This is a genomic window from Synechococcus sp. RC10B2 (assembly GCF_047502635.1).
In genome coordinates, this window is sequence record NZ_JANSHO010000054.1 from 1 (window position 1) to 20,817 (window position 20,817).

The following is a 20,817-nucleotide window of genomic DNA, read 5'->3' on the forward strand; positions in this document are numbered from 1 at the left end:
AAATGCTGCCGCCAACCTGCTTAAGAAAGTCAGCAGAACCTTGGGGCTTTGCCTTAAGGAACTGTCTAGAGGCGCTTTGACAACGCCGTTACGGGTCCTTCTGTGGACTGCGTAAGAATCCCCCGCCTTCAGGCGGCGGGAGTGTCAACTTAGTTCTGGATTGGGAAGGATGGCCAGCGCTTTTGCACAGGCACAGGAAGGCACAGGCTCATTACCTTGGTTGGTTGAGCCAATGCAGATGGGGGATCCCTCTGTTTGGGTGCTCGTTGGGGGAGCAGGTTGAGGATGCGATTGCGAACAGTTCTGCCGCTGTTGGGTTTTTCTTTGCTCCTGGCTGCCTGTCGGCCCGGCGGGCCCCCTCGCGGCATGGAGAGTGGAGAAGGCCAGCCGACACCGGTGGCCATCGGCGCCGTGGAAGAACGGCTCATTCAGGAGACGTCGGAGTTCATCGCCAGCCTCGGATCCCAGCAGGTGGCCAGTATTCGGCCCCAGGTGAGCGGCCAGGTGACCCAGGTGTTCGTGCGGCTGGGATCCCAGGTTTCTGCCGGGGCGCCTCTGTTTGCCATCGACAGCCGGCAACAACAGGCGGCGGTGGCCGGCCAAGCGGCCGGGATCGCGGCGGCTCAGGCCAACCTGGAGAGCAGCCGAGCCGTGCTCAGCCAATTGCGGGCGGATCGCCTGCGGCTGGAGGCAGCGGCGGAGTTCGCCCGGGATCAACACCAGCGCAACCTGCGCCTCTTGGCCGAGGGGGCCATCAGCCAGGCGCAAGTGGATCAGTCCAGCCGCGATCTGCGCCAGGCGGAGGCGGCCTTGGCGGCGCAACAGGAGCAGATCCGGGCCCAAGAGGCGGCCATTGTGCGGGCAGAGCGGGAGGTGGAGCGGGCCCGGGCCGAGGCGGAGCGGCAGCAGGTGCAATTGCAGTTTTTCCAGGTCACGGCTCCCTTTGCCGGTATTGTCGGGGAAGTGTTGGTGCGGCAGGGGGACTATGTGACGCCCCAGACGGTTTTGACCACCCTGACCCAAACCCAGGCGCTGGAGCTGAACCTGAATATCCCGCTGCAGCAGGCCCCCCGCCTGCGCATCGGCACACCGGTGCAGATCTTGGACAGCCGCGGCGAGGTGATCGGCACCAGCCAAATCTCTTTCATCGCGCCTGAAGCCGATGCCAGCACGCAATCGGTGCTGGCCAAGGCCCTGCTGGAGAACCCCGCCGGCCAGTTGCGCAAGGCCTACGGCCCGCTGGTGCGACCAGCCCAGTTTGTGCGAACCCGCATCCTCTGGGAGGAGCGGCCAGCTTTGCTGGTGCCGGCAACGGCGGTAGCCCGTCTGGGCGCCCAAACCTTTGTCTACACGGTGCAGACGACAGAGCCACCTGAGGAGGGCAAGCCCCCCGGGGCGGTGGCGGTGCAAAGGCCGGTGCGGCTGGGATCCCTCTACGGCAACAGCTACGAGGTGCTGGAGGGGCTGAAGGCCAACGAGCCGATTGTGCTGAGCGGCCTGCAAAAAATCCGCGATGGCGCCCCGATTGTCGATGAGGTGCTTTTGCAGCAGAGGATGCAAGGGGAGGGGAGACCGCCTGGATCCCCGCCCTAGATTTGTCCTCTTGAGCGGTTTCCCAACTTGGTCATCCCCTTCTACTCCTTACGCGGATCCCTGGCCTATGTTTGTCGACTTTTTCATTCGCCGTCCTGTTTTTGCCAGCGTCTGCTCCATCATCATTGTGCTGGTGGGAGCGGTGAGCATTCCCCTATTGCCGGTGGACTACTACCCGCAGGTGGCGCCGCCGGCGGTGAGGGTGACCGCCGTTTACCCTGGAGCCGATGCCGAGACGGTGGAGACGGCGGTAACCAATGTGCTGGAGCAGGAGATCAACGGCGTCGAGGGCATCCGCTACATCTCTTCGGTGAGCAGCAGCAACGGCACCAGCCAGATCACCGTCACTTTCAGCCCGGATCGGGATCTGGACACGGCGGCTGTGGATGTGCAAAACCGGGTGGCACGGGTGCAGGCGCGGCTGCCGGCAGAGGTGATCCAAAACGGCCTTAGTGTAGAAAAGGCCGGCGATAGCGCTTTTGTGCAGGTGGTGGCGCTGCGCTCAGAGGCAGGGGAATACGACGAGCTGTTTGTGAGCAACTACGCCGAGCTGTTCGTGCGCGATGCCCTGCGGCGCATTCGCGGCGTCAGCGATGTCATCGTCTTCGGGGAGCGCACCTATGCCATGCGCATCTGGCTGGATCCGACGCGGCTGGCCGGCTATGGGCTGACGGCGCTGGATGTGGTGAACGCCGTGCGCCAGCAAAACATCCAGGTGCCTGCCGGACAGATCGGCAGCCAGCCCAGCCCCCCGGATCAGGAGGTTCAGATCAGCGTCCAGGCCACGGGGCGGCTGTCGCAGCCGGAGGAGTTTGCCCAAATTGTGCTCAAAGCCAGCCCCGACGGCAGCTTGGTGCGCATTGCCGACGTGGGTCGGGTGGAGCTGGGGGCCCAAAGTTACGATACGTTCTTCCGCATCGGCGGCCAGGAGGCGGTGGGGATCGCCATCACCAAGCAGCCGGATGCCAACGCCTTGGAGGTGTCGCGGCAGGTGCGGCAGACGTTGGCGGAGCTCTCCCGTAGCTTCCCGCCCGGCTTGATCTACGAGATCGCCTTCGACGCCACGCTGTTTATTACGGAGTCGGTGCAGGAGGTGATCTTCACCCTGCTGCAGGCTATTGTCCTGGTGGTGCTGGTGCTGTTTATCTTTTTGCAGGATTGGCGCATCACTCTCATCCCCACTGTCACGATCCCGGTGGCGCTGCTGGGGACGTTTGCGTTTGTGCGCCTGTTCGGCTTTTCCATCAACACCCTGACCATGTTCGGCCTCACCTTGGCCACCGGCCTGGTGGTGGACGACACCATCGTGGTGGTGGAGAACATCTCCCGCTACATCCGCGACCGCGGCATGCGGCCTCTGCAGGGGGCCTCGGCGGGGATGAACGAGGTCCTGGGGGCGGTGATCGCCACGACGCTGGTGCTGTTGGGCCTGTTTGTGCCAATCGCGTTCTTTCCCGGCACCAGTGGCCGCATCTACCGGCAGTTTGCCGTCACCATTGCCGTATCGGTTTCGCTGTCTACCTTCAATGCCATTACCCTGGCTCCGGCGTTGTCGGCGCTGCTGATCCGCCCCCGTTCGGAGCAGATGTTTTGGCTGTTGCGCTGGTTTGACCGGGCCGTGGAAGGGATCCGCGCCGCCTATCGTCGGTTCCTGGAGCTGGTGGTGAAGCTGCGGCTGCTGGTGGTGGCGGGGTTTGTCGCCTGTCTGGGCCTCACCTACTGGCTGTTCCAGGTCGTGCCGACCGGGTTTGTGCCGGATGAGGATCAGGGCTTTTTCATCACCATCATCCAGGGGCCGCCGGGGGTTTCTCTCAATTACACCGACCGGGTCATCCGGCAGGCCAGCGCCATTTTGGACGGGATCCCGGAAATCGAAAACCAGGTGATCGTGGGGGGGTTCAGCTTTACCGGGCCCTCGCCGGGGAACGGGTTAATCTTCGCCACCCTCAAGCCCTGGGACGAGCGGCGGCGACCGGAACAATCGGCGCAGGCGATTGTCAACCGGCTGTTCGGGCCCTTTTTGGGCGGGATCAGCCGCTCGTTGGTGATCCCGATTTTGCCGCCAGCCATTCCCGATTTGGGGGTTACGGGCGGGTTCACCTTCCAGCTCCAGGATCGGGGGGTGAACGATTTCAACCTGCTGCAGCAGACGGCCAACACGCTTTTCTTCGTGGGCAACGCGCCGCCCCCGCCGGGCCAACCCCCCCTGGGCGTGCGGATTAACCCGCCCACCTTCAACGCCAACTCCCCCCGGTTGCAGGTCAAGGTGGATCGGGACATGGCCCAGGTGCTGGGGATCCCGCTGGCCGAGGTCTTCGGCACGCTGCAGACCCTGTTGGGGGGCACCTATGTCAACGATTTCGACCTGTTCAACCGCAACTACCGGGTCTATGTGCAGGCGGATCAGGCTTTCCGGGGCAGCCCCGAACGTATCGGCCAGTTCTACGTGCGCAGTGGGCAGGGGCAGCTTTTGCCCTTGAGCACCCTGGTTCAGGTGGAGGAGACCACCGGCCCTGCAATCATCAACCACTTCAACCTCTTCCGCTCGGCGGAGATCCAGGGCAGCCCGCTGCCGGGCTTCAGCTCAGGGCAAGCCATTCGGGCTATGGAAAGTCTGGCTGCCCGCTTGCTGCCGCAGGGGTTTGGCTTCGAGTGGTCGGGCCTGTCCTTGGAAGAGATCGAGTCGGGGGGACAGGCGCCGCTGATCTTCGCTTTGGGGTCGGTGTTCGTCTTCCTGGTGCTGGCGGCCCAATTTGAGAGCTATGTGGATCCCTTGATCATTCTGCTGGCGGTGCCGCTGGCGGTTCTGGGGGCGCTCTCGGCCCAACTGCTGCGGGGCCTGGCCAACGACATCTTTTGCCAGGTGGGGCTGGTGATGTTGATCGGTCTGGCCAGCAAGAACTCGATCTTGATCGTGGAGTTTGCCAACCAACTGGTTGCCCAGGGGATCCCGCTGGTCAAGGCCGCGATCCAGGCGGCGGAGACCCGTTTCCGCGCCATCCTCATGACGGCCCTGAGCACGATCCTGGGGATTTTCCCGCTGGCCGTGGCCAGTGGCGCCGGGGCTGCCAGCCGCCAGTCTCTGGGCACGGCTGTTATCGGCGGTATGTTCGTCTCGACCCTGCTCAGCCTGCTGGTGGTGCCGGTGCTCTATGTCGTGATCAAGAGAATCCAGGCGCGAGTTTTGGGGAGCGAATCCCGTGGGGATCTGGCCCATCTGCCGCCGCCGGAGGATCCCAAGGGTCTGTTGCCGGAAGAATCGACTTGATTGCAGGGCAAAACCTATGGCTGTGGATTCCAGCTTTTTCCAGCGACAGGGTTGGTAGGCCAACCACGCTGAAAGAGCGCCCAGCCACCCTCTTGCAGGAGCGGTGCAGAGTGCTGTCTTTCCCTCTTCTGCTTACGCAAGCGGCAGTCGGCCAAGTACAACAGGTCAGCTAACCAGAAGATTCACCCGATGGTGGCTGGGGGGCGGGCGGCGCTGCAGGAAGGGAGCCGCAGCTCACCGCTACAGGACTTTCAGGATGAGTGACGGTGGAGTCCGAAAAGGCCATACTGCAGTCTCGCTCCTCGGCCAGGAAAACAGACGGCAGCAGTCACCCTTTTTGTCAGCCGAAGGCCTTGTCTTGGAGCAGCTCCGGGTCAGCGTCGCCAGATACTCTCTCCCAAAACTGCGCCAAGTGCTGCAGGCCCACAAACCCCAACTGCCAGAGGATCAAGGCCAGGGGGCCGTGCTGCTGCCGCTGGATCTTCAGGGCCAAGGCCAGTTGTTTGGGCTTGAGGAGCTGTTGCTGCTCGGCAAAGCGGCAGAACTGCCGATCCCATTGGCTGAGGGCTTGCAAATCCGGCACAGTCAGTTCCATAGGTCTGGCTTGGGTGTAACTGGACGCTGGATCCCCTACTGTGGATCTCTTCTTTAGGGTACGCGTCTCCCTCAGCTCTCCCAAGGCGGCTCAGGGCAGAGGGCACTGAGCTTTGCCGCAGAGCTGACTTACAAGCGCTGTTGGGATAGCCCCTAGCTCCAGGGATCGTCATCGAAGGGGCTGTCCGACCAGTAGCCGCCCGACTGGGGTGGAGGAGGCTGTTGGGGTGGTGGGTAGCCGATGGGAGTAGAGGGCGGCGGCGTGGGGATGGGAGTTGGCTTTTCCATATCCTCAAGCCGCGGCAGGTCGGCGGGTTTGGGCTCAACACCGAGGCTCCTCAGCTTGGCCTGAGCTTCCTGTATCTGGGCGTTCAGCTCTTCCAAGTACGCCCGGTAGTGGTTGGCGGCTTCTAGGTATTGCTTGGCTTTGCGCTCGTTATCTTTGATGACGGCCTCTAGCTCTTTGTTGCGAACGGTGTAATCGGCCTCTTGGTTGGTGAGGTTTTCGATGGCCTGGTTGAGCACAGCCCGCCGGCGCTCCAGTTGGGCCACGATCTCCGACAGTTGCCGTTCCCGCTCGCTGAGGCTGCGCTCGCGGTTTTGCGTTTGCTCCAGTTGAAAGGCGGCCTGGCTCAGTTGTTCACGTAGGTACATCACTTGGGGTTCAGTCTCGTTGCGCTCCTGCTGCAACTCGAAGACCCGCGCTTCTAAGTTGTCTTTTTCCTGCTGCAGCACTTCCCGCTCGTTCAAAAGACGGGTGTAGAGCTGGTTGAGGAAGTCCACCTCCATCACCACCTGGCTGAGCTGGGTGGCGTATTCCCCAACCAATGCCAACTCCCGCGCGAGGTTTTGGGTTTCGCTGGTGGCTTGCTCGGTGAAAAACTGGGGAAGCTGGGTGGTTTCTCTGAGGCGTTGGGTGAACTGTTTAAAGCGGAAGGAAAAGTTGCTCGCCATTGCCGGTGCGGTAGCCTCGAAGATCAGGAGAACGCCGATGGTCAGACAACAGTCTGGATCCCATCCACTCTAGCATCGAGCTGCAGTTTCTTTGGGGTAGAAATCCGTCCCAGCAACCTGTCTAAGTGAAGTCAGGGGTCGTTTCCGGTGTGGCAGCCTCCCGTCCTTCGGATTCGGCATCTGAGCCGGCAGCTTCGGCTACTTCTACTTTACAGTCGAGTCTCTGATTTCCATCTTTTTGTGCCTGCGATGGGACTGCGGCAATCCGGCGCAGCAGCCGTTGCAACAGCGGGGTGTGGCGATCGCCAACAACGGAGAAGCGGCTCTCGATCTCCTCAGCAGGGATGGGATCCAGTTGGGCCAGCTCCGGCTCGCTGAGGAGAAGTACCCGTATTGCAGCAAGGGGGATCTGCAAGAACAGGTTGGCCCCCCAAAACCCGAAGGCGGCTATGGCCAGGCCGGCCAGACGGGTGCCGTTGCCAGGGGTGAGGGGGGCAAAGAGGGGGGCGAAGTCGTAGAGGCGCTCAAAGACTTCCAGCAGCAGGAGTGCCGCCAATAGCGTCAAGATCTTGTGTTCGGGGCTGAGGAAGGCAGCCAAGATGCGGCGTTGGTCGGGGGTGAGTTCCTCGGGAGGAACGGCGGCCACCCACAGGCTGAAGACATCGAAGGGCTTGCGCCACTGCATGGCAAAGACTGGCCCAATGCCCGCCACGGCCACTGCGGCCTGCTCTACTCCCACCGACAGGAGAGGATCCCCGGTGGCCAACCCAATGACGGTTAGCCCAATCCACAAGGGGAAGAGGAGGATCCCGGCGGCATGGATCCAAAGGAAAGGTTCCTGCCAATGGCTGCGCATGGGGAAGTTCTAGAGGAAAGCGGAGCGGAGCTAGCGGCGGGACTTGTCCACCACTTCCAATTCCGAAAGGCGGAAGGTAACCAATTTATCCCAGTTGCCCCCCTCGAAGAGGACAGCGGCATGGTCGTCGGTAACCCGCTGTACTTGTCCTTCAAAGAGGTAGTAGGTATCGTTGGGATTGATGACCCGCACGGCCACGCCAGGGTAGATGGGGGGAAGTTCCTGAAGAAGGGAGGGAGTTGCAGTCATGGCGGCTGTTTACGATTCCTCGCGGGTGGCTAAGCCCTATCCTATCATTATGAAGGAAGGCCCTTCTTCTGCCGAACCTTTCTCTGGCAAAGCCAACCCCAAACGATGCCTGCTGACCCAGCGTCTTCCCCCTCCCAGACTTGGCATGTGCTGGTGATCGATGACGAGCAGGGACGGCGGGCTGTGGCCCTCAGTGCCGCCACCTATTCCATCGGCAGGGATCCCAGCAACGCCATTGTCGTCCATTCGGCGGCGGTTTCTCGGCAGCACGCGCTGCTCTTGCGGCTGCCGCAAAAAGGCGGTGGCTACACCTACCGGCTGTTGGACGGCAATATCGAAGGCAAGCGCAGCACCAATGGCATCTCAGTAAACGGGCAGAAATGTCTGAGCTGGGATCTCAAGGATGGGGATCAGATCCAGTTGGGGGATCAGGTGCGGATGCAGTATTGCATTCGCCAGTTGTCGAACGAAGAGTTTCAGCGGTATCTCCAGTCTGTCAGCTTTCGCAGCCTAAAGGCGGAGGTGGTGGATCGGCGCTCCACAACGATGCAGCGGTTTGACCCGCCCTCGATGCGGGTGATTTTGCCCCAACAGGAGAGGGCGGAGAAGGTTGAAGACGTGGGATCCCGCCGTCGCAACCCGCTGTGGCTGCTGTTCCAGACGCTCTGGGGACGTTTGGGGAGAAAGTCGAGGTGATTCAACTCTCAGGAATGCCCACCTGCTCTGAGTCTGAGCGAGCTGATGGGGTTTCGACGCGGTCTTGCTCTGATGCTTCTGCCTGCAGATCCAGGAGAGAAGGAGGAGAGTCTACTTCCCCGATCAATACTCCCCGCAGCCAGAGGGGGGCGATAAAGGTGGTGGCGATCACCATGACGATGATGCTGACGTCGAGAGCCTCGGAGAGAACCCCGCTGGCCGCTCCCACGCCGGCAAACACCAGGCCCACCTCGCCGCGCGGGATCATGCCCACGCCGATGGCATAGCGGTTGATGTCCGGCTTGCCGAACGCCCCCAGGCCGGCGGCCAGCTTGCCCACAATCGCAACGCTAACCAAGAAGACGGCAATGATCAGCCCCTCGCGGTTGGCGGGGAGGGTGGGGTTGAGCACGGCGAGGTTGGTTTTGGCCCCGACGCAGACGAAGAAGATGGGCACCAGCAGGTCGGAAACGGGCTTGATCTGTTCTTCTAGCTCCTGGCGCTTGTCGGTTTCCCCTAGAATTAGGCCGGCGGCAAAAGCGCCCAAAATCGCCTCCAGGTGGATCACCTGCCCTACGTAGGCCAACAAGAAAGCCAAGACCAGAGCGGGCAAAAGGGGGTTGCCGCGGGCTTTCAGGTTGTTGAGGAGAGCCACAAAGTAGGGGCTGAGGAGTCGCCCCAAGACGATAGAGCCGACGAGAAAGACGACAGCGCTGACGACGATGAGGCCAACATCGGCGACGTCAACCTCTCCGGTTTTGGCCAAGCTGGCCACCACCGCCAAGATGATGATGCCCAACACGTCGTCCAGGACGGCGGCGCCGATGATCACCTGCCCTTCGAGGGAGGTGAGTTTTTGCAGCTCGGCCAAGACGCGGGCGGTGATGCCAATGCTGGTTGCCGTCAGAGCCGCCCCGGCGAAGATGGCAGGGATGACAGGCACGTGAAAGAGGTAGAGCAGGCCCAGTGTTCCCGCCGCAAAGGGCACAGCAACCCCAATAACGGCCACGGCCGCCGCCTGCGGGCCAACCCGCAACAGTTCCCCCAGATCCGACTCAAGACCAATTTCAAAGAGAAGGATAACCACCCCCATCTCCGAGAGGATGTCGATGATCTGGCTTTGGGAGGAGAACACCTGCACCAGGGATCCCTTGTCAAGACCCGCGGTGGCCTGCAGAATCTGCATCAGAGCTGAGGACTGGGCCAAGGTAGGCAACGCCTCGGCAGAAAGCGGCCCTTCGGGAAAAACCAGTAACCCCAGGCCAGAACCGCCCACCAACACCCCTCCCAGCAACTCTCCCAGCACGGGGGGAAAACTCAGGCGAACGGCCATTTCTCCGCCAACGCGGCTGGCCAAGTAGATGACCACCAAGGCCAGCAGCACCGCCACCAAGATCAAGGAAGAGAGGTTGTCTCCCCCTGGCGCCTCGACGGGAGCGGCGGCTTCGACAGCCAGCAACACAGAGCTTAGGCAATTCAACAGCAAGATCTCACCCTTACTTAGATGGACAGCTTTTCGTCTAAGCCGGCCTGACCAGAGCGCCAGAAAAGCTTGTGTTGCCATCTCTGGGGTCGCCCTGCCGGAAGACTGTTACAAAAACTAACCTCCCGCGTAATCCCATGGCAACGCCCATGTGGGCACTCTTTCCCCTTGCCGATAGTCCAGATAATTAGCACTTATCTGGAGTATTGTCCCTGCTGCCCGCCGAGAATTGGGCCGAGGAGGGGCAGGGGCCAACTTCCCAGAACGACAATGGAGGAAATAGAAACTCTCGCAACCAAGCTAAGGCCCACCGATGAGCTACTACATCCCAATGCAACCTCATCTTTGAGCGCATGAAGGTCTATGCCGTCCACATCTCGGGGGGCGAGCTGGAAAGTCCCGACGCCGGGGATCCCGCCCGTATGATTCGCCTGCGCTACCGTGAAGCTGCCGAGCACATCCGCAAATTTGGCCAGATGGCCGTGCTGATGATCAACGACCTGGATGCCGGCGCCGGTCGCCTGAACAGCATGACCCAGTACACCGTCAACACCCAACTGGTGAGCGCCACCCTGATGAACATCGCCGACAACCCCACCAACGTGCAGCTTCCCGGCAGCTACGATCCCAAGCCCCTGCCGCGGGTGCCCATCATCGCCACCGGCAACGACTTTTCCACCCTCTATGCCCCCCTCATCCGCGATGGGCGCATGCGCAAGTTCTACTGGGAGCCCAGCCGCACCGACCGCATCCACATCGTTCACGGCATTTTTCAAGCCGACGGGCTGTCTCTTGAGGAGATTGAGCGCCTGGTGGACGCCTTTCCCGAGCAGGCCATCGACTTTTTCGGCGCCCTGCGCGCCCAGCTCTACGACGAGCAGGTATGGCAATTTATCCAAGAAGTCGGCCTGGAAGGGATTGCCTTTCGCCTGCTCAAAAGCAAAGAGGGCGCCCCCCAGTTTCCGCCACCGCGATTTTCTCTGGAGCAGTTGATCCAGGCCGGCCACCAGCTCAAAGCCGAGCAACACCAAGTAGAAGCCCGTCGCCTCTCCGAGGAATACCTTGGCCTCCGGCGCTCCGCTCCTCAAGAGCCGCCCCCCGCTTCCCCGCCATCCCCTCCTCCTGTGGCTGCCAACTCGGCCGATCCTGCCCCAGTTTCCCTCAACCCAGACGTGCAGGCCCAGCTTCGCCAGATCCTGGCCCAAGGCTATGAGATCCTGGTGGAGCATGCGGATCCGCGCCGCTACCGCGTTCATTCCTGGCAGGAGTGTGGAGTTGCCCACCTGAGAGAATGGGCCGCTGCCTGTCAGGCTGTCGAGCAGTGCCTCAGCCGTTTTCCCAAGGACTACATCCGGCTGGTGGGCGTAGATCCGGTGAAAAAACAACGGCGGGTCGAGGCCATCATCCACCGCCCCTGAGACTGAACCGGGGCAAAATGGCACAATGAGAGAGCCTCCCCTCTGCCCGACAATCCTCCCTGGATCATGCTGTTTTGAATCATGCTGTGGCTGCGTCTTCTCCTGGTAGCTTTGTGCGTCGTGTTAATGGGCTGGTTGTCTCCGCCTGCCCATGCTCTCCTCAACGACGACCGCTACGACGGCAACATCTTTGCCCTCTATGGCTCCAACGGCGGCATGATCCCCCCTCGTGTCTCCCTGAAACAGGCCAAAGAACAAGGGATCCCGGCCCTGCTGGTGTACTACATCGACGACAGCAGCGACTGCAAAAAATACGCAGCCACCCTGGCCAACCTGCAAGTTCGCTATGGCTGGGGAGTCTATTTCATTCCTTATTCTGTCGATTCCCTCCTGCCTGGGGATGAGCGTGGCCAATACTACAGCGGCCAAGTCCCCCAGACCCTGCTTTTTGACTCCCAGGGCAACCTCGTCTACCAATCCATTGGCAACCGCCCCATCACCGAAGTGGAAAACGCCATTCGCGCCCTCTTCCAGTTGGATCCCGTCCCCCCAGGGGTGATCCAAGCCAAACCCTTCAACGAGATCCAAACCGGGTTTGCCGGATCCCGTTCCCCCGCCCCCCCAGCCGAGGCGCAGCCGTGACCGCTCCTCCCGATTCCCCCGATTCCCTTGAGGCTCTGCAAGCCAAGCTCGAGATCTTGCAAGCGCGGCTGGCCGACCTGCGCGAGCTGGAGCGCCTATCCCAGCTCTCCCCCGAACACTGGGCTGAAATCCAGGCGGAAGTCAGCCAATTGGAACAACGTCTGCAAGCCTACCTGTTGGAAGTGTTTAACCCCGTTCCTGCCACCTTTTGGCAGGTGCTGCGTTTTGGCGGCCTGGGCCTGCTCCTCGGCATTGCCCTGCAGCGCTGGGCGCTGAGCTAGCACCCGTTAAGATTAAAAGCCCTTGGATCCCGGAGCTCCTTCCCATGCGCATGCGACGCTCCAGACCGTTCAGTTTTGACTGCAAGACCTCGCCTTTTCTGCCTCTGTTCGGCTTAGGCAGCTTTAGCTGCTTCTGAATTATCCTAGTGTTGCGGGCACCAGAAACGGCTTTTAAGGCACTGGGAACGGTCGATTGGGGCTGCTGTAAACCAGCCCAGAGGTCCGCGGTCGGTTTGCCGACTGCAGGGCTACTAAAAGCTCCTGACTTTAGTCTGGAGTAGTTTACAACCCCTCTCCTAGAGGGAGAGGAGAGTTGAGAACTAGAGTTACTCCCACCATCCAACTTCCCCACACCCCCAGAACCTGCCTCAGCAGCCCCAGACTCTCCCGCACCACCTGGGGGCTCAAGGGACGAGCCGGGATCCCCACCTTGGGCTTCTCTTTGGGGATGCCGCGATAGAAATTGGTGCCTCCCAACTGGATCTGCAGCCGCCAGGCAAAGGCCGCCTCGCTCCACCCCGAATTGGGGCTGGGATCCGCCCGCCCGTCGCGGCGACAGCGCTGCCAAAATCCCCAGGGATCCCCGCTGAGCAGGGCCAGGGTCAGCACCGTCAGGCGACAGGGCAGCCAGGTCAGCCCATCCTCACAGCGGGCCGGCACCGTGCCCAGGTAGGTGAAGGGGGCATGGCGGTAGCCCACCATCGAATCAAGCGTGCTGCTGGCTTTGTAGGCCAAAGCCAAGGGCGCCCCTCCCAAAAAGGCATAGAACAAAGGGGCCGTCGCCCCGTCGGGGGTATTCTCGGCTACCGTCTCGACCACCGCTCGCAAGATCTCCGCCTCCGTCAGGTGCTCCGTATCCCGGCCCACGTAGCGGCTTAGGCGCTGGCGGGCCTGCGGCAGATCCCCCTTTTCCAAGGGATCCAACACCTCCAAGGCGGCAAAGCGCAGGCTGCGCCCCCCTAGGCAACTGGCCATCAGGATGATCTGCATCAGGATCCCTGCCCAGGGATGGAGAGCCTGGGCAACGGCGATCAGCCCCCAGCCTGCCGCGTAGGATCCCGCCAGCAGCGCCAGGGTGAGAGCTGCCCCGCCCCAGCGCTGGGCCGCCGGCGTTGGGCAGCGCCTGAGAATGCAACTCTGGCCCCAGGCGATGACCGCCCCCATCACCCGCACCGGATGGGGCCACCCCCAGGGATCTGCCAACCAGTAATCCAGACCCAAAGCCGCCGCCAGCACCAGGGGAGCGGCTGGCTGACTCGGAAAAAACAGCAAGGTCTCCCTCCCGCAGGCGCGATCAGACCACAAACCCTCCCCCCTGACTTTGGGCTGCCTGCCAACTGCGGGCGTCGAAGTAGAGATCTTCCAGAGTTGTTTCCTCCAACACCTGCTCCACCCGCTGGGCGATCCGCCGCCAGAGGGCCTCCGTTACCCAGTCCAGCCCATCCGCAGAGCCTTCCTGCTGAGCCCCTGCCCTCTCAGCCGGGAGAGGATCCAGAGATTCTCCCACCGCCGCCAAAATGGCGCTAATTGGGATCCGCCGCGGTGCCCGTGCCAGCCGGTAGCCCCCCTGCGCCCCGCGCTGCGAACAGACCAAGCCAGCCTGGCGCAGCTCGATCAACAGCTTTTCCAGATAGGGGGCCGGGATCTGCTGTCGCTCGGCAATGGCCCGCACCGAGGCCACCTGGCCAAGCATCGCCAGATCCAGCAAAGCCCGGATGCTATAGGTAGCTCGCGTGGTCAGGCGCACCTGCTTTCTCCCGCCAATCTTCCCCGATCCTGCCACAGGGATCCCTTAACCTGGAAAGCAGTACCCGCTTAGCTCTGGCCTTGTCGAGATGGAGCGCCCCACCGCCAGCCTCTACTTGGTGGCCACCCCTATCGGCAACCGCGAAGACATTACCCTGCGGGCGCTGCGAGTCCTACGGGAAGTGGACTGGGTGGCGGCAGAAGACACCCGCCACTCCGGCCAGCTTCTTAAACACTTTCAGATCTCCGCCCGCCTCATCAGCTACCACGAGCACAACGCCGCCCAGCGCATCCCGCAAATCCTCAAGTATCTGGCGGCAGGGCAGTCGGTGGCCCTAATCAGCGATGCCGGCACACCCGCCATCTCCGATCCAGGAGAGGAACTGGTGCGCGCCTGTATCCAAGCTGGGATCCCGGTGATCCCGGTGCCTGGCCCGGTAGCGGCAGTGGCCGCCTTGGCTGCTTCTGGGCTGGCCACAGGGCGGTTTGTCTTCGAGGGGTTTTTGCCGCTCAAAGCCAGCCAACGACAAGCCCGTCTGCAACAACTGGCCCAAGAAGAGCGCACCGTCGTTCTCTACGAAGCCCCCCATCGCCTGCAGCAAACCCTGCAAGATCTCCTGGCTCACTGCGGCCCCCGGCGGCAGATCGTGCTGGCCCGCGAGCTGACCAAGCTGCACGAGTCCTTCTGGCGGGGATCCCTGGCCGCCGCTCTGGAGCACTGCGCCGCCCAGCCGCCGCGGGGGGAGTTCACCCTTGTTCTAGAGGGGCGGCCTGCCTCCGAAAAGGGCGAAGAAACCTCCCCCTCGGAAGCGGAAGTTCGCCAGGAGCTGGCCCGCCTGCTGGCCGAGGGCCTTCCCCGCTCCGCTGCCAGCCGCCAACTGGCCCGGCGCTTCCAGGGATCCCCCCTGTGGACGCGGCGCCGCCTTTACGATCTCTGCTTACAACTGGAGCCCCCTCCCTCCCTGGCCCCTCCGGCAAGCGACGACGAGACAGAATCCTAGAGCATGGCGCGCATCTTGTTGGTGGACGACGAAGTGGAGCTGGCCGATTCCCTGGCCCAGCACCTGCGGCGAGAGGGCCACAGCGTGGACGTGGCCTACGAGGGAAACAGCGCCTGGGAGCTGCTGCAGAAGCCCCCAGCCCCACCCTACGACTTGCTGGTACTGGACTGGATGTTGCCGGGCCTGTCCGGCCTCTCCCTCTGCCAACAGGTGCGACAGGTAGATCGCGCCACCCCCATCCTCTTCCTGACCGCCAAAGATACTCTCGACGACCGGGTGGAAGGGCTGGACGCCGGCGCCGACGACTACCTGGTCAAGCCCTTCGAGCTGCGGGAGCTGCTGGCGCGGGTGCGAGCCCTCTTGCGGCGGGCTGCCGGCCCCGGCGAAGGGATCCCTCGCCTGCAAATTGGAGACCTAGAGCTGGATCGGGAGAACCAAGTGGCCTACCGCCAAGGACGGATGATCCACCTCTCCCAAAAAGAGTTCCGCCTGCTGGAGTACTTCATGGCCCACCCCGGCCAGTTGCTCACCCACGAGCAGATCTACGAGCGGGTGTGGGCCGGCGAGGATCCCCCCAGCAGCAACGTCCTGGCTGCTCAGGTGCGCCTGCTGCGGCGCCGCCTCCGTCTGCCCGGCTCCCCCGAGTTGATCCACGCCGTCTATGGCAAAGGCTACCGCTTCGGGCCTGTGGCCGAGGATCCTCAGCAGCCGCCAACCCCCCTCTCCCCCTGGGAGAGGGGCTGAGGGTGAGGGATTACTTGGACTTGAGCTTCTCCGCCTTCTCGATGGCCTCCTCGATGGTGCCCACCAGATAGAAAGCCTGCTCCGGCAGATGATCCAGTTCTCCGGAGAGAATGCGCTGGAAGCCTTTGATGGTGTCCTCCAACTTCACGTACTTGCCAGGCGAGCCAGTGAAGACCTCGGCCACAAAGAACGGCTGCGACAGGAAGCGCTCGATGCGGCGGGCGCGGGCCACCACCAGCTTGTCCTCTTCCGACAGCTCGTCCAACCCCAGAATGGCGATAATATCCTGCAACTCTTTGTAGCGCTGCAGCGTTTGCTTCACCGCCTGAGCGGTGTTGTAGTGCTCCTCGCCCACAATGTCTGCCTGCAAGATGGTGGACGAAGAATCCAGGGGATCCACCGCCGGGTAGATGCCCTTGGCCGCCAGGCTGCGCGACAGCACCACCGTCGAATCCAGGTGGGCAAACGTCGTCGCCGGCGCCGGGTCCGTCAGGTCGTCGGCGGGCACGTACACCGCTTGCACCGACGTGATGGATCCCTGCTTGGTGGAGGTGATCCGCTCCTGCAGGTTGCCCATTTCCGTGGCCAAGGTGGGCTGGTAGCCTACCGCCGAGGGCATGCGGCCCAACAGCGCCGACACTTCCGAGCCAGCTTGCACAAAGCGAAAGATGTTATCGATAAACAGCAGCACATCCTGCTTGTTGACGTCGCGGAAGTACTCCGCCATCGTCAAGGCGGTCAGGCCCACCCGCATACGAGCGCCCGGCGGCTCGTTCATCTGGCCGTACACCAGCGCTACTTTGTCCAGCACCCCCGATTCTTTCATCTCGTTGTAGAGGTCGTTCCCCTCGCGGGTGCGCTCTCCCACGCCGGCAAACACCGATAGGCCGGAGTGCTCCTCGGCAATGTTGTGGATCAGCTCCTGGATGAGCACCGTCTTGCCGACGCCGGCGCCGCCAAACAGGCCCACCTTGCCACCTCTCTTGAAGGGGGCCAGCAGGTCGATCACCTTAATGCCGGTTTCAAAGGGCTCCGGTTTGACGGTCAGCTCCACAAAGGGCGGCGCGCTGCGGTGGATGGGGGCAAACTCCTTGGCTTGCACCGGCTCTCCTTGATCCACTGGCTCCCCCAGCACGTTGAAAATGCGACCCAGGGTAGCCTCGCCCACCGGCACGGTAATCGGGGCACCTGTATCCACCACTGGCATGCCCCGCACCAAGCCATCGGTAGAAGACATGGCCACGGCCCGCACGCGGTTATCCCCCAAAAGCTGCTGCACCTCAAAGGTGACTTTGACCTTCAATCCGCTTTCGGTCGTCGCCTCCACCTTGAGAGCGTTGTAGATTTCAGGCAGCTTGCCGCTGGGAAACTCGGCGTCGATCACAGGTCCAATGACCTGAGTGATGTAGCCAACGTTGGTCGCAGTAGCGGTGGCAGTAACCATGGTCGAGGCTCAGCTCCTTGTGTACTCAGTTGCAGTTATGGACTCAGCGATGCCGGATGGGAGTTTCAGAATGGGCCATGAGAAGATCTCGGACTGGGCGGCTGGATCCCGGTAGCAAAAGCCAACAGGTCTACCCCTGGACTTCGGTCTCGCGGCTCGGTTCTCTTCTGCCCAAGGGTACCGCTTCAAGGCCAATACAAAACCCTAGCTAATGTCTTAGGGGTTAGACTACTGGGTTTTTGAAGCGGTTGACTACCCATGCCGCCATACAAAAGGTACCACAAGGCCGTCCCAAAGGACAGAACGGGGCTCTAAACCCAGTTTTTTGCTCCTTTGGCAATGGCTTTGGCTTCCCCACTCGGCAGGGAACTGGCTCAGTACTCAAAGGTCATCGGCGGGAAACGGGAGGAGGAGAAGCGGCCAGTGCCCGGTTCTCGAGCAGCGGCGGGATCCCGAAAGCTCTCTGCCTCCTGCTGAAAACGCTGTAGCGCTTGTTCGATTTCCCGGAGCCTTGCTTGAATTTGCCCTTGCCGTTCCTGAATGAACTCCAATTCCTGGTTGAGCCGCTGCTTTTCCACAGTGAGCTGCTGCATCTCGGCATAGAGAGCCGATTCGGTTTTGCGGCGAGGGATCGAGCGTAACTTTGGGCGGGGCCGGGAGCGGGGCACGCGGGGCAAGCTCATAACAGAACAAATGGGATCCAGAGAAAAGGGCGTTGCGCCCATCCTAGCGCGCTCTCGCAGGCAAGAGGGCTGATGGCCTTGGCAGATGTTCGGATCTGGAGGCATGGCTGATAGGCGCCGCCTGGAGGATGTGCGCCCTTGGCGGCAACCCTGTTCCTCGGTAGGATCCGACTTGTCTAGGATGGGGAAAAGCAATGGTCGAAACCGCAGCGGAACTGTTGCAGCGCTATGGCAGCGGCGAGCGGGACTTCAGCAACAGCCAATTGGCCGAAGCTGACCTGGCCGGTGCCGACTTGGCCGGGATCGACCTGGGCGGAGCAACCCTCCAGCAGGCCAAACTGGCCGCTGCCAACCTGGAGCGGGCCTACTTGAGCGGCGCCGACCTCAGCCAAGCCGATCTGCAGGGATCCAACCTGCGCCTGGCCAATCTAGAAAAGGCCAAATTGCAGGGATCTCGATTGCAAGGGGCCAACCTGCGCGGCGCCAACCTGACCGCAGCCGACCTGAGTGGTGCCGATCTCAGCCAGGCAGACCTGGCGGGGGCCAACCTCAGCGGCGCCAACCTGAAAGGGGCCAACCTCAGCGGCTGTAAACTCAAGCTTGCCAACCTGCGGGGAGCCTGTTACGACACGGCCACTCACCTAGAAGCAGATGTCGCTCCCACCGAGTTGGGCATGGTTTCCGCCTAGCCTGCGGCTAGTTGTCCTGAGGCTCCAGATCCAAGATCTCCTGGATCTCGGCATCGGTATAGCCCACCGCCCGCAGCTTCTCTGCCACCGCCTCGATCTCCTGCGCCGACAGATCGTGCTGGCGTACCCGATCCCAGAGATTGGCCACAATCTGCAGCAGCAAACGGCTGCTTTCCGCCTCGAACAGCTCAAAAGCCGTCGCCATCTCGATTGCCTGCAACACCTCCTCGGCGCTGCCAATCGGCTGATCGAGGGATTGTTCCTCCAGATCCACCAGCAACTGGCGCAGCTGATTCAGGCCCTCCCCAAGAGCAGACATACCCCCGGCTCCTCAACGGCACCTGAGCACTCACCCTAACAGGCTTGCCTCCCTGGGCAAAAGGGATCCGATGAATTCCGCACCACCTGAGGCTATTCTGAGTAGAGGAACAATTTAGTGGCAAGCGCCAGGATTGTTGAAGGGCCGGCGAAGCGGTTCACAACAATCTACAACTACAAAAGGAGATGCACGAGTATGGCCCCAGCGAACGTCCTGCCCAACACCCCCCCGTCCCCCACTGATGGGGGCGGCACTGCCCTAGACTACAGCAGCCCAAGGTATCGGCAGGCCTACTCCCGCATCAACGGTATTGTTATCGAAGGCGAACAAGAAGCCCACGACAACTACCTCAAGCTGGCCGAAATGCTGCCGGAAGCTGCAGAGGAGCTGCGCAAGCTGGCCAAGATGGAATTGCGCCACATGAAAGGCTTCCAGGCCTGCGGCAAAAACCTGCAGGTGGAACCCGATGTGGAGTTTGCCCGCGCCTTTTTCGCGCCCTTGCGGGACAATTTCCAAAGCGCTGCAGCGGCAGGGGATCTGGTCTCCTGTTTTGTCATTCAGTCTTTGATCATCGAGTGCTTTGCCATTGCCGCCTACAACATCTACATCCCGGTTGCCGATGACTTTGCCCGCAAGATCACCGAGGGGGTAGTTAAGGACGAGTATCTGCACCTCAATTTTGGGGAGCGCTGGCTGGGCGAGCACTTTGCCGAGGTTAAAGCCCAGATCGAAGCAGCCAACGCCCAAAATCTGCCTCTAGTTCGGCAGATGCTGCAGCAGGTAGAGGCGGATGTGGAAGCCATTTACATGGATCCCGAGGCCATTGTAGAAGACTTCATGATCGCCTACGGCGAGGCCCTGGCCAGCATCGGCTTCAACACCCGCGAGGTAATGCGCCTCTCGGCCCAGGGTCTGCGGGCCGCCTGACGCAACTCAACTCTGCCTGCCGATTGGTTTTCCGGCCTGGCTGGAACGCTCCCTACCCTCTCTGGGTGCGGACATGTTTTGATGGGATCCGGATGGAGCTCATAAAGTTAAGTATCGAAGTGAGTGAGCATCTATGTTCGGCCTGATCGGGCACCTGACCAGCCTGGCCCACGCAAAACGGGTGGCAGATAAGCTGGGGTATTCCGAATATGCGGAGAGCGACCTGGAATTTTGGTGCATGGCTCCGCCTCAGGTGGTGGACGAGATCGTGGTGACCAGCATCACGGGCCAAAAAATCTATGGCCAGTACGTCGAATCCTGTTTCCTGCCGGAAATGCTGGCGGGGGGACGGGTGAAGGCGGCCTGTCGCAAGATTTTGAATGCGATGGCCTTGGCGCAGCGGCGCGGCTTGAACATCACCACCCTGGGAGGATTTAGCAGCATTATTTTCGAGAATTTTCGCCTCGACACCCTCAGGCGGGTGCGCAACATCGACCTGGAAATTCGGCGTTTTACCACCGGCAACACCCACACGGCCTATATCATCTGTCAGCAATTGCAGGCGGCGGCCCAGCGCTACGCCATGGATTTGGCAGCTGCCACAGTTGCCGTGGTGGGGGCCACCGGCGATATCGGTAGTGCCATCTGCCAGTGGTTGGTAGCCCACACTTCCCCGGCCAAATTGCTGTTGATAGCCCGCGAGCGGCGACGCCTGGAAGAGCTGCAGGCCAAACTTAAAAAAGGGGAGGTCTGTTCCTTGGAAGAGGCCTTGCCCCGCGCCGATTTCATCGTCTGGGTGGCCAGCATGAGCCAAGGAGTGACCCTCGATCCTCAGGTGCTTCCGGATCCCTGCGTGATCATCGACGGTGGCTACCCGAAAAACATCGCCTCCAAGTTGCAGCGCAAGGGGCTGTACGTGATCGACGGCGGCATGGTGGAACACTCTCTCGATATCGAGTGGAATATTATGCAATTTTTGAATGTGGCCAACCCGGCCCGCCAGCTCTTCGCCTGCTTTGCCGAGGCGATGCTCCTGGAGTTCGAGGGCCTGTACACCAATTTTAGTTGGGGCCGCAACTTGATCACCCTAGAAAAGCTGGATTTAATCGGGCAACTGTCCCGCAAGCACGGCTTCCGTCCCCTTATGCCCGAAGCCTAGGTTTAGCTGGGCTGACCCCCTGAAAAGCGGTAACTCAGAGGAGGGGCAATCTGAGACAAGGAGATCCCCGC

The 20,817-nt window shown here is 61.7% G+C and carries 21 protein-coding genes and 1 pseudogene; 12 read left to right on the forward strand and 10 right to left on the reverse strand.

Translation table 11 applies throughout. The features are described 5' to 3' along the window. The first annotated feature begins 285 nt into the window (after window positions 1–285). Together NW855_RS06895 and NW855_RS06900 are read left to right on the forward strand one after the other, a co-directional pair. Window positions 286–1,593 carry an efflux RND transporter periplasmic adaptor subunit gene (locus NW855_RS06895; protein WP_099812481.1) on the forward strand — a complete coding sequence of 436 codons (1,308 nt, stop codon included), beginning with the start codon at window positions 286–288 and terminating at the stop codon, window positions 1,591–1,593. Between the two features lie 67 nt (window positions 1,594–1,660). Then, a complete protein-coding gene (locus tag NW855_RS06900; RefSeq protein WP_414388759.1) occupies window positions 1,661–4,861 on the forward strand; it encodes an efflux RND transporter permease subunit in 3,201 nt (1,066 codons plus the stop codon). A 340-nt stretch (window positions 4,862–5,201) separates the two neighbouring features. Here the strand turns inward: NW855_RS06900 and NW855_RS06905 are convergent, their stop codons facing one another. From NW855_RS06905 to NW855_RS06920, 4 genes are all read right to left on the reverse strand, one after another. Beyond that, complete coding sequence (locus NW855_RS06905) at window positions 5,202–5,456, reverse strand: DUF2949 domain-containing protein (protein WP_041438079.1); 255 nt, start codon at window positions 5,454–5,456, stop codon at window positions 5,202–5,204. Between the two features lie 152 nt (window positions 5,457–5,608). Then, a complete protein-coding gene (locus NW855_RS06910) occupies window positions 5,609–6,409 on the reverse strand; it encodes a hypothetical protein (RefSeq protein WP_011429340.1) in 801 nt (266 codons plus the stop codon). Between the two features lie 121 nt (window positions 6,410–6,530). After that, window positions 6,531–7,265 (reverse strand): low-complexity tail membrane protein, encoded by a 735-nt coding sequence (locus tag NW855_RS06915; RefSeq protein WP_011429339.1) that lies wholly within the window; start codon window positions 7,263–7,265, stop codon window positions 6,531–6,533. Between the two features lie 30 nt (window positions 7,266–7,295). Continuing rightward, window positions 7,296–7,514, reverse strand: a complete 219-nt coding sequence (locus tag NW855_RS06920) for an NAD(P)H dehydrogenase subunit NdhS (protein ID WP_011429338.1) — start codon at window positions 7,512–7,514, stop codon at window positions 7,296–7,298. A gap of 105 nt (window positions 7,515–7,619) precedes the next feature. Here NW855_RS06920 and NW855_RS06925 point away from each other — a divergent pair, with 105 nt between their 5' ends. Beyond that, window positions 7,620–8,210, forward strand: a complete 591-nt coding sequence (locus NW855_RS06925; RefSeq protein ID WP_011429337.1) for an FHA domain-containing protein — start codon at window positions 7,620–7,622, stop codon at window positions 8,208–8,210. A 1-nt stretch (window position 8,211) separates the two neighbouring features. Here the strand turns inward: NW855_RS06925 and NW855_RS06930 are convergent, their stop codons facing one another. Then, complete coding sequence (locus tag NW855_RS06930; protein WP_414402328.1) at window positions 8,212–9,666, reverse strand: cation:proton antiporter; 1,455 nt, start codon at window positions 9,664–9,666, stop codon at window positions 8,212–8,214. Between the two features lie 362 nt (window positions 9,667–10,028). Between NW855_RS06930 and NW855_RS06935 the strand changes: the two are divergent. The 4 genes and pseudogenes from NW855_RS06935 to NW855_RS06950 all read left to right on the forward strand — a co-directional run. Beyond that, window positions 10,029–10,406 (forward strand): annotated as a pseudogene (locus NW855_RS06935) (AAA family ATPase); the annotation flags it as partial. Beyond that, window positions 10,404–11,111 carry a ribulose bisphosphate carboxylase small subunit gene (locus NW855_RS06940; protein ID WP_414402327.1) on the forward strand — a complete coding sequence of 236 codons (708 nt, stop codon included), beginning with the start codon at window positions 10,404–10,406 and terminating at the stop codon, window positions 11,109–11,111. The pseudogene NW855_RS06935 and the gene NW855_RS06940, both read left to right, overlap by 3 nt. A gap of 126 nt (window positions 11,112–11,237) precedes the next feature. Further along, window positions 11,238–11,753 carry a thylakoid membrane photosystem I accumulation factor gene (locus NW855_RS06945; RefSeq protein WP_228375408.1) on the forward strand — a complete coding sequence of 172 codons (516 nt, stop codon included), beginning with the start codon at window positions 11,238–11,240 and terminating at the stop codon, window positions 11,751–11,753. Further along, window positions 11,750–12,034, forward strand: coding sequence for a hypothetical protein (locus tag NW855_RS06950; protein WP_011429333.1), 285 nt, complete (start codon window positions 11,750–11,752; stop codon window positions 12,032–12,034). Before NW855_RS06945 ends, NW855_RS06950 begins: the two co-directional genes overlap by 4 nt. A gap of 282 nt (window positions 12,035–12,316) precedes the next feature. On the opposite strand, the gene cbiB is transcribed toward NW855_RS06950, so the two are convergent. Both cbiB and NW855_RS06960 read right to left on the reverse strand, forming a co-directional pair. Next, the gene (gene cbiB, locus NW855_RS06955; protein WP_099812485.1) at window positions 12,317–13,306 is read right to left on the reverse strand and encodes an adenosylcobinamide-phosphate synthase CbiB; all 990 of its coding nucleotides are present in this window, start codon (window positions 13,304–13,306) and stop codon (window positions 12,317–12,319) included. A 22-nt stretch (window positions 13,307–13,328) separates the two neighbouring features. Beyond that, window positions 13,329–13,781 carry an Rrf2 family transcriptional regulator gene (locus tag NW855_RS06960; RefSeq protein WP_011429331.1) on the reverse strand — a complete coding sequence of 151 codons (453 nt, stop codon included), beginning with the start codon at window positions 13,779–13,781 and terminating at the stop codon, window positions 13,329–13,331. An 88-nt stretch (window positions 13,782–13,869) separates the two neighbouring features. Between NW855_RS06960 and rsmI the strand changes: the two genes are divergently transcribed. After that, on the forward strand, window positions 13,870–14,781 hold the full coding sequence (rsmI, locus tag NW855_RS06965; protein ID WP_099812486.1) for a 16S rRNA (cytidine(1402)-2'-O)-methyltransferase: 912 nt from the start codon (window positions 13,870–13,872) through the stop codon (window positions 14,779–14,781). Window positions 14,782–14,784: 3 nt separating this feature from the next. Further along, window positions 14,785–15,525 carry a two-component system response regulator RppA gene (rppA, locus tag NW855_RS06970; protein WP_011429329.1) on the forward strand — a complete coding sequence of 247 codons (741 nt, stop codon included), beginning with the start codon at window positions 14,785–14,787 and terminating at the stop codon, window positions 15,523–15,525. A 10-nt stretch (window positions 15,526–15,535) separates the two neighbouring features. Here rppA and atpD read toward each other — a convergent pair whose 3' ends face one another. Next, on the reverse strand, window positions 15,536–16,969 hold the full coding sequence (gene atpD / locus NW855_RS06975) for a F0F1 ATP synthase subunit beta (RefSeq protein ID WP_011429328.1): 1,434 nt from the start codon (window positions 16,967–16,969) through the stop codon (window positions 15,536–15,538). Between the two features lie 374 nt (window positions 16,970–17,343). Further along, window positions 17,344–17,652 carry a gas vesicle protein GvpV gene (locus NW855_RS06980; protein WP_240527746.1) on the reverse strand — a complete coding sequence of 103 codons (309 nt, stop codon included), beginning with the start codon at window positions 17,650–17,652 and terminating at the stop codon, window positions 17,344–17,346. A gap of 194 nt (window positions 17,653–17,846) precedes the next feature. Between NW855_RS06980 and NW855_RS06985 the strand changes: the two genes are divergently transcribed. Continuing rightward, complete coding sequence (locus tag NW855_RS06985; RefSeq protein ID WP_414402321.1) at window positions 17,847–18,341, forward strand: pentapeptide repeat-containing protein; 495 nt, start codon at window positions 17,847–17,849, stop codon at window positions 18,339–18,341. A gap of 7 nt (window positions 18,342–18,348) precedes the next feature. On the opposite strand, the gene NW855_RS06990 is transcribed toward NW855_RS06985, so the two are convergent. After that, entirely contained in the window at window positions 18,349–18,660 is a 312-nt protein-coding gene (locus NW855_RS06990; protein ID WP_011429325.1) for a hypothetical protein, read from the reverse strand. Between the two features lie 195 nt (window positions 18,661–18,855). On the opposite strand from NW855_RS06990, the gene NW855_RS06995 reads away from it, so the two are divergent. Beyond that, the gene (locus NW855_RS06995; protein ID WP_414402320.1) at window positions 18,856–19,587 is read left to right on the forward strand and encodes an aldehyde oxygenase (deformylating); all 732 of its coding nucleotides are present in this window, start codon (window positions 18,856–18,858) and stop codon (window positions 19,585–19,587) included. Window positions 19,588–19,720: 133 nt separating this feature from the next. Next, window positions 19,721–20,746 (forward strand): long-chain acyl-[acyl-carrier-protein] reductase, encoded by a 1,026-nt coding sequence (locus NW855_RS07000; protein ID WP_011429322.1) that lies wholly within the window; start codon window positions 19,721–19,723, stop codon window positions 20,744–20,746. Window positions 20,747–20,817 lie beyond the last annotated feature (71 nt).

Bases quoted from the DNA above. Each gene is read 5' to 3' on its own strand.
- NW855_RS06895 (WP_099812481.1), top strand. From the start codon at position 286: ATGCGATTGCGAACAGTTCTGCCGCTGTTGGGTTTTTCTTTGCTCCTG.
- NW855_RS06900 (WP_414388759.1), top strand. From the start codon at position 1,661: ATGTTTGTCGACTTTTTCATTCGCCGTCCTGTTTTTGCCAGCGTCTGC.
- NW855_RS06905 (WP_041438079.1), bottom strand. From the start codon at position 5,456: ATGGAACTGACTGTGCCGGATTTGCAAGCCCTCAGCCAATGGGATCGG.
- NW855_RS06910 (WP_011429340.1), bottom strand. From the start codon at position 6,409: ATGGCGAGCAACTTTTCCTTCCGCTTTAAACAGTTCACCCAACGCCTC.
- NW855_RS06915 (WP_011429339.1), bottom strand. From the start codon at position 7,265: ATGCGCAGCCATTGGCAGGAACCTTTCCTTTGGATCCATGCCGCCGGG.
- NW855_RS06920 (WP_011429338.1), bottom strand. From the start codon at position 7,514: ATGACTGCAACTCCCTCCCTTCTTCAGGAACTTCCCCCCATCTACCCT.
- NW855_RS06925 (WP_011429337.1), top strand. From the start codon at position 7,620: ATGCCTGCTGACCCAGCGTCTTCCCCCTCCCAGACTTGGCATGTGCTG.
- NW855_RS06940 (WP_414402327.1), top strand. From the start codon at position 10,404: ATGCGCAAGTTCTACTGGGAGCCCAGCCGCACCGACCGCATCCACATC.
- NW855_RS06945 (WP_228375408.1), top strand. From the start codon at position 11,238: ATGGGCTGGTTGTCTCCGCCTGCCCATGCTCTCCTCAACGACGACCGC.
- rsmI (WP_099812486.1), top strand. From the start codon at position 13,870: ATGGAGCGCCCCACCGCCAGCCTCTACTTGGTGGCCACCCCTATCGGC.
- rppA (WP_011429329.1), top strand. From the start codon at position 14,785: ATGGCGCGCATCTTGTTGGTGGACGACGAAGTGGAGCTGGCCGATTCC.
- atpD (WP_011429328.1), bottom strand. From the start codon at position 16,969: ATGGTTACTGCCACCGCTACTGCGACCAACGTTGGCTACATCACTCAG.
- NW855_RS06980 (WP_240527746.1), bottom strand. From the start codon at position 17,652: ATGAGCTTGCCCCGCGTGCCCCGCTCCCGGCCCCGCCCAAAGTTACGC.
- NW855_RS06985 (WP_414402321.1), top strand. From the start codon at position 17,847: ATGGTCGAAACCGCAGCGGAACTGTTGCAGCGCTATGGCAGCGGCGAG.
- NW855_RS06990 (WP_011429325.1), bottom strand. From the start codon at position 18,660: ATGTCTGCTCTTGGGGAGGGCCTGAATCAGCTGCGCCAGTTGCTGGTG.
- NW855_RS06995 (WP_414402320.1), top strand. From the start codon at position 18,856: ATGGCCCCAGCGAACGTCCTGCCCAACACCCCCCCGTCCCCCACTGAT.
- NW855_RS07000 (WP_011429322.1), top strand. From the start codon at position 19,721: ATGTTCGGCCTGATCGGGCACCTGACCAGCCTGGCCCACGCAAAACGG.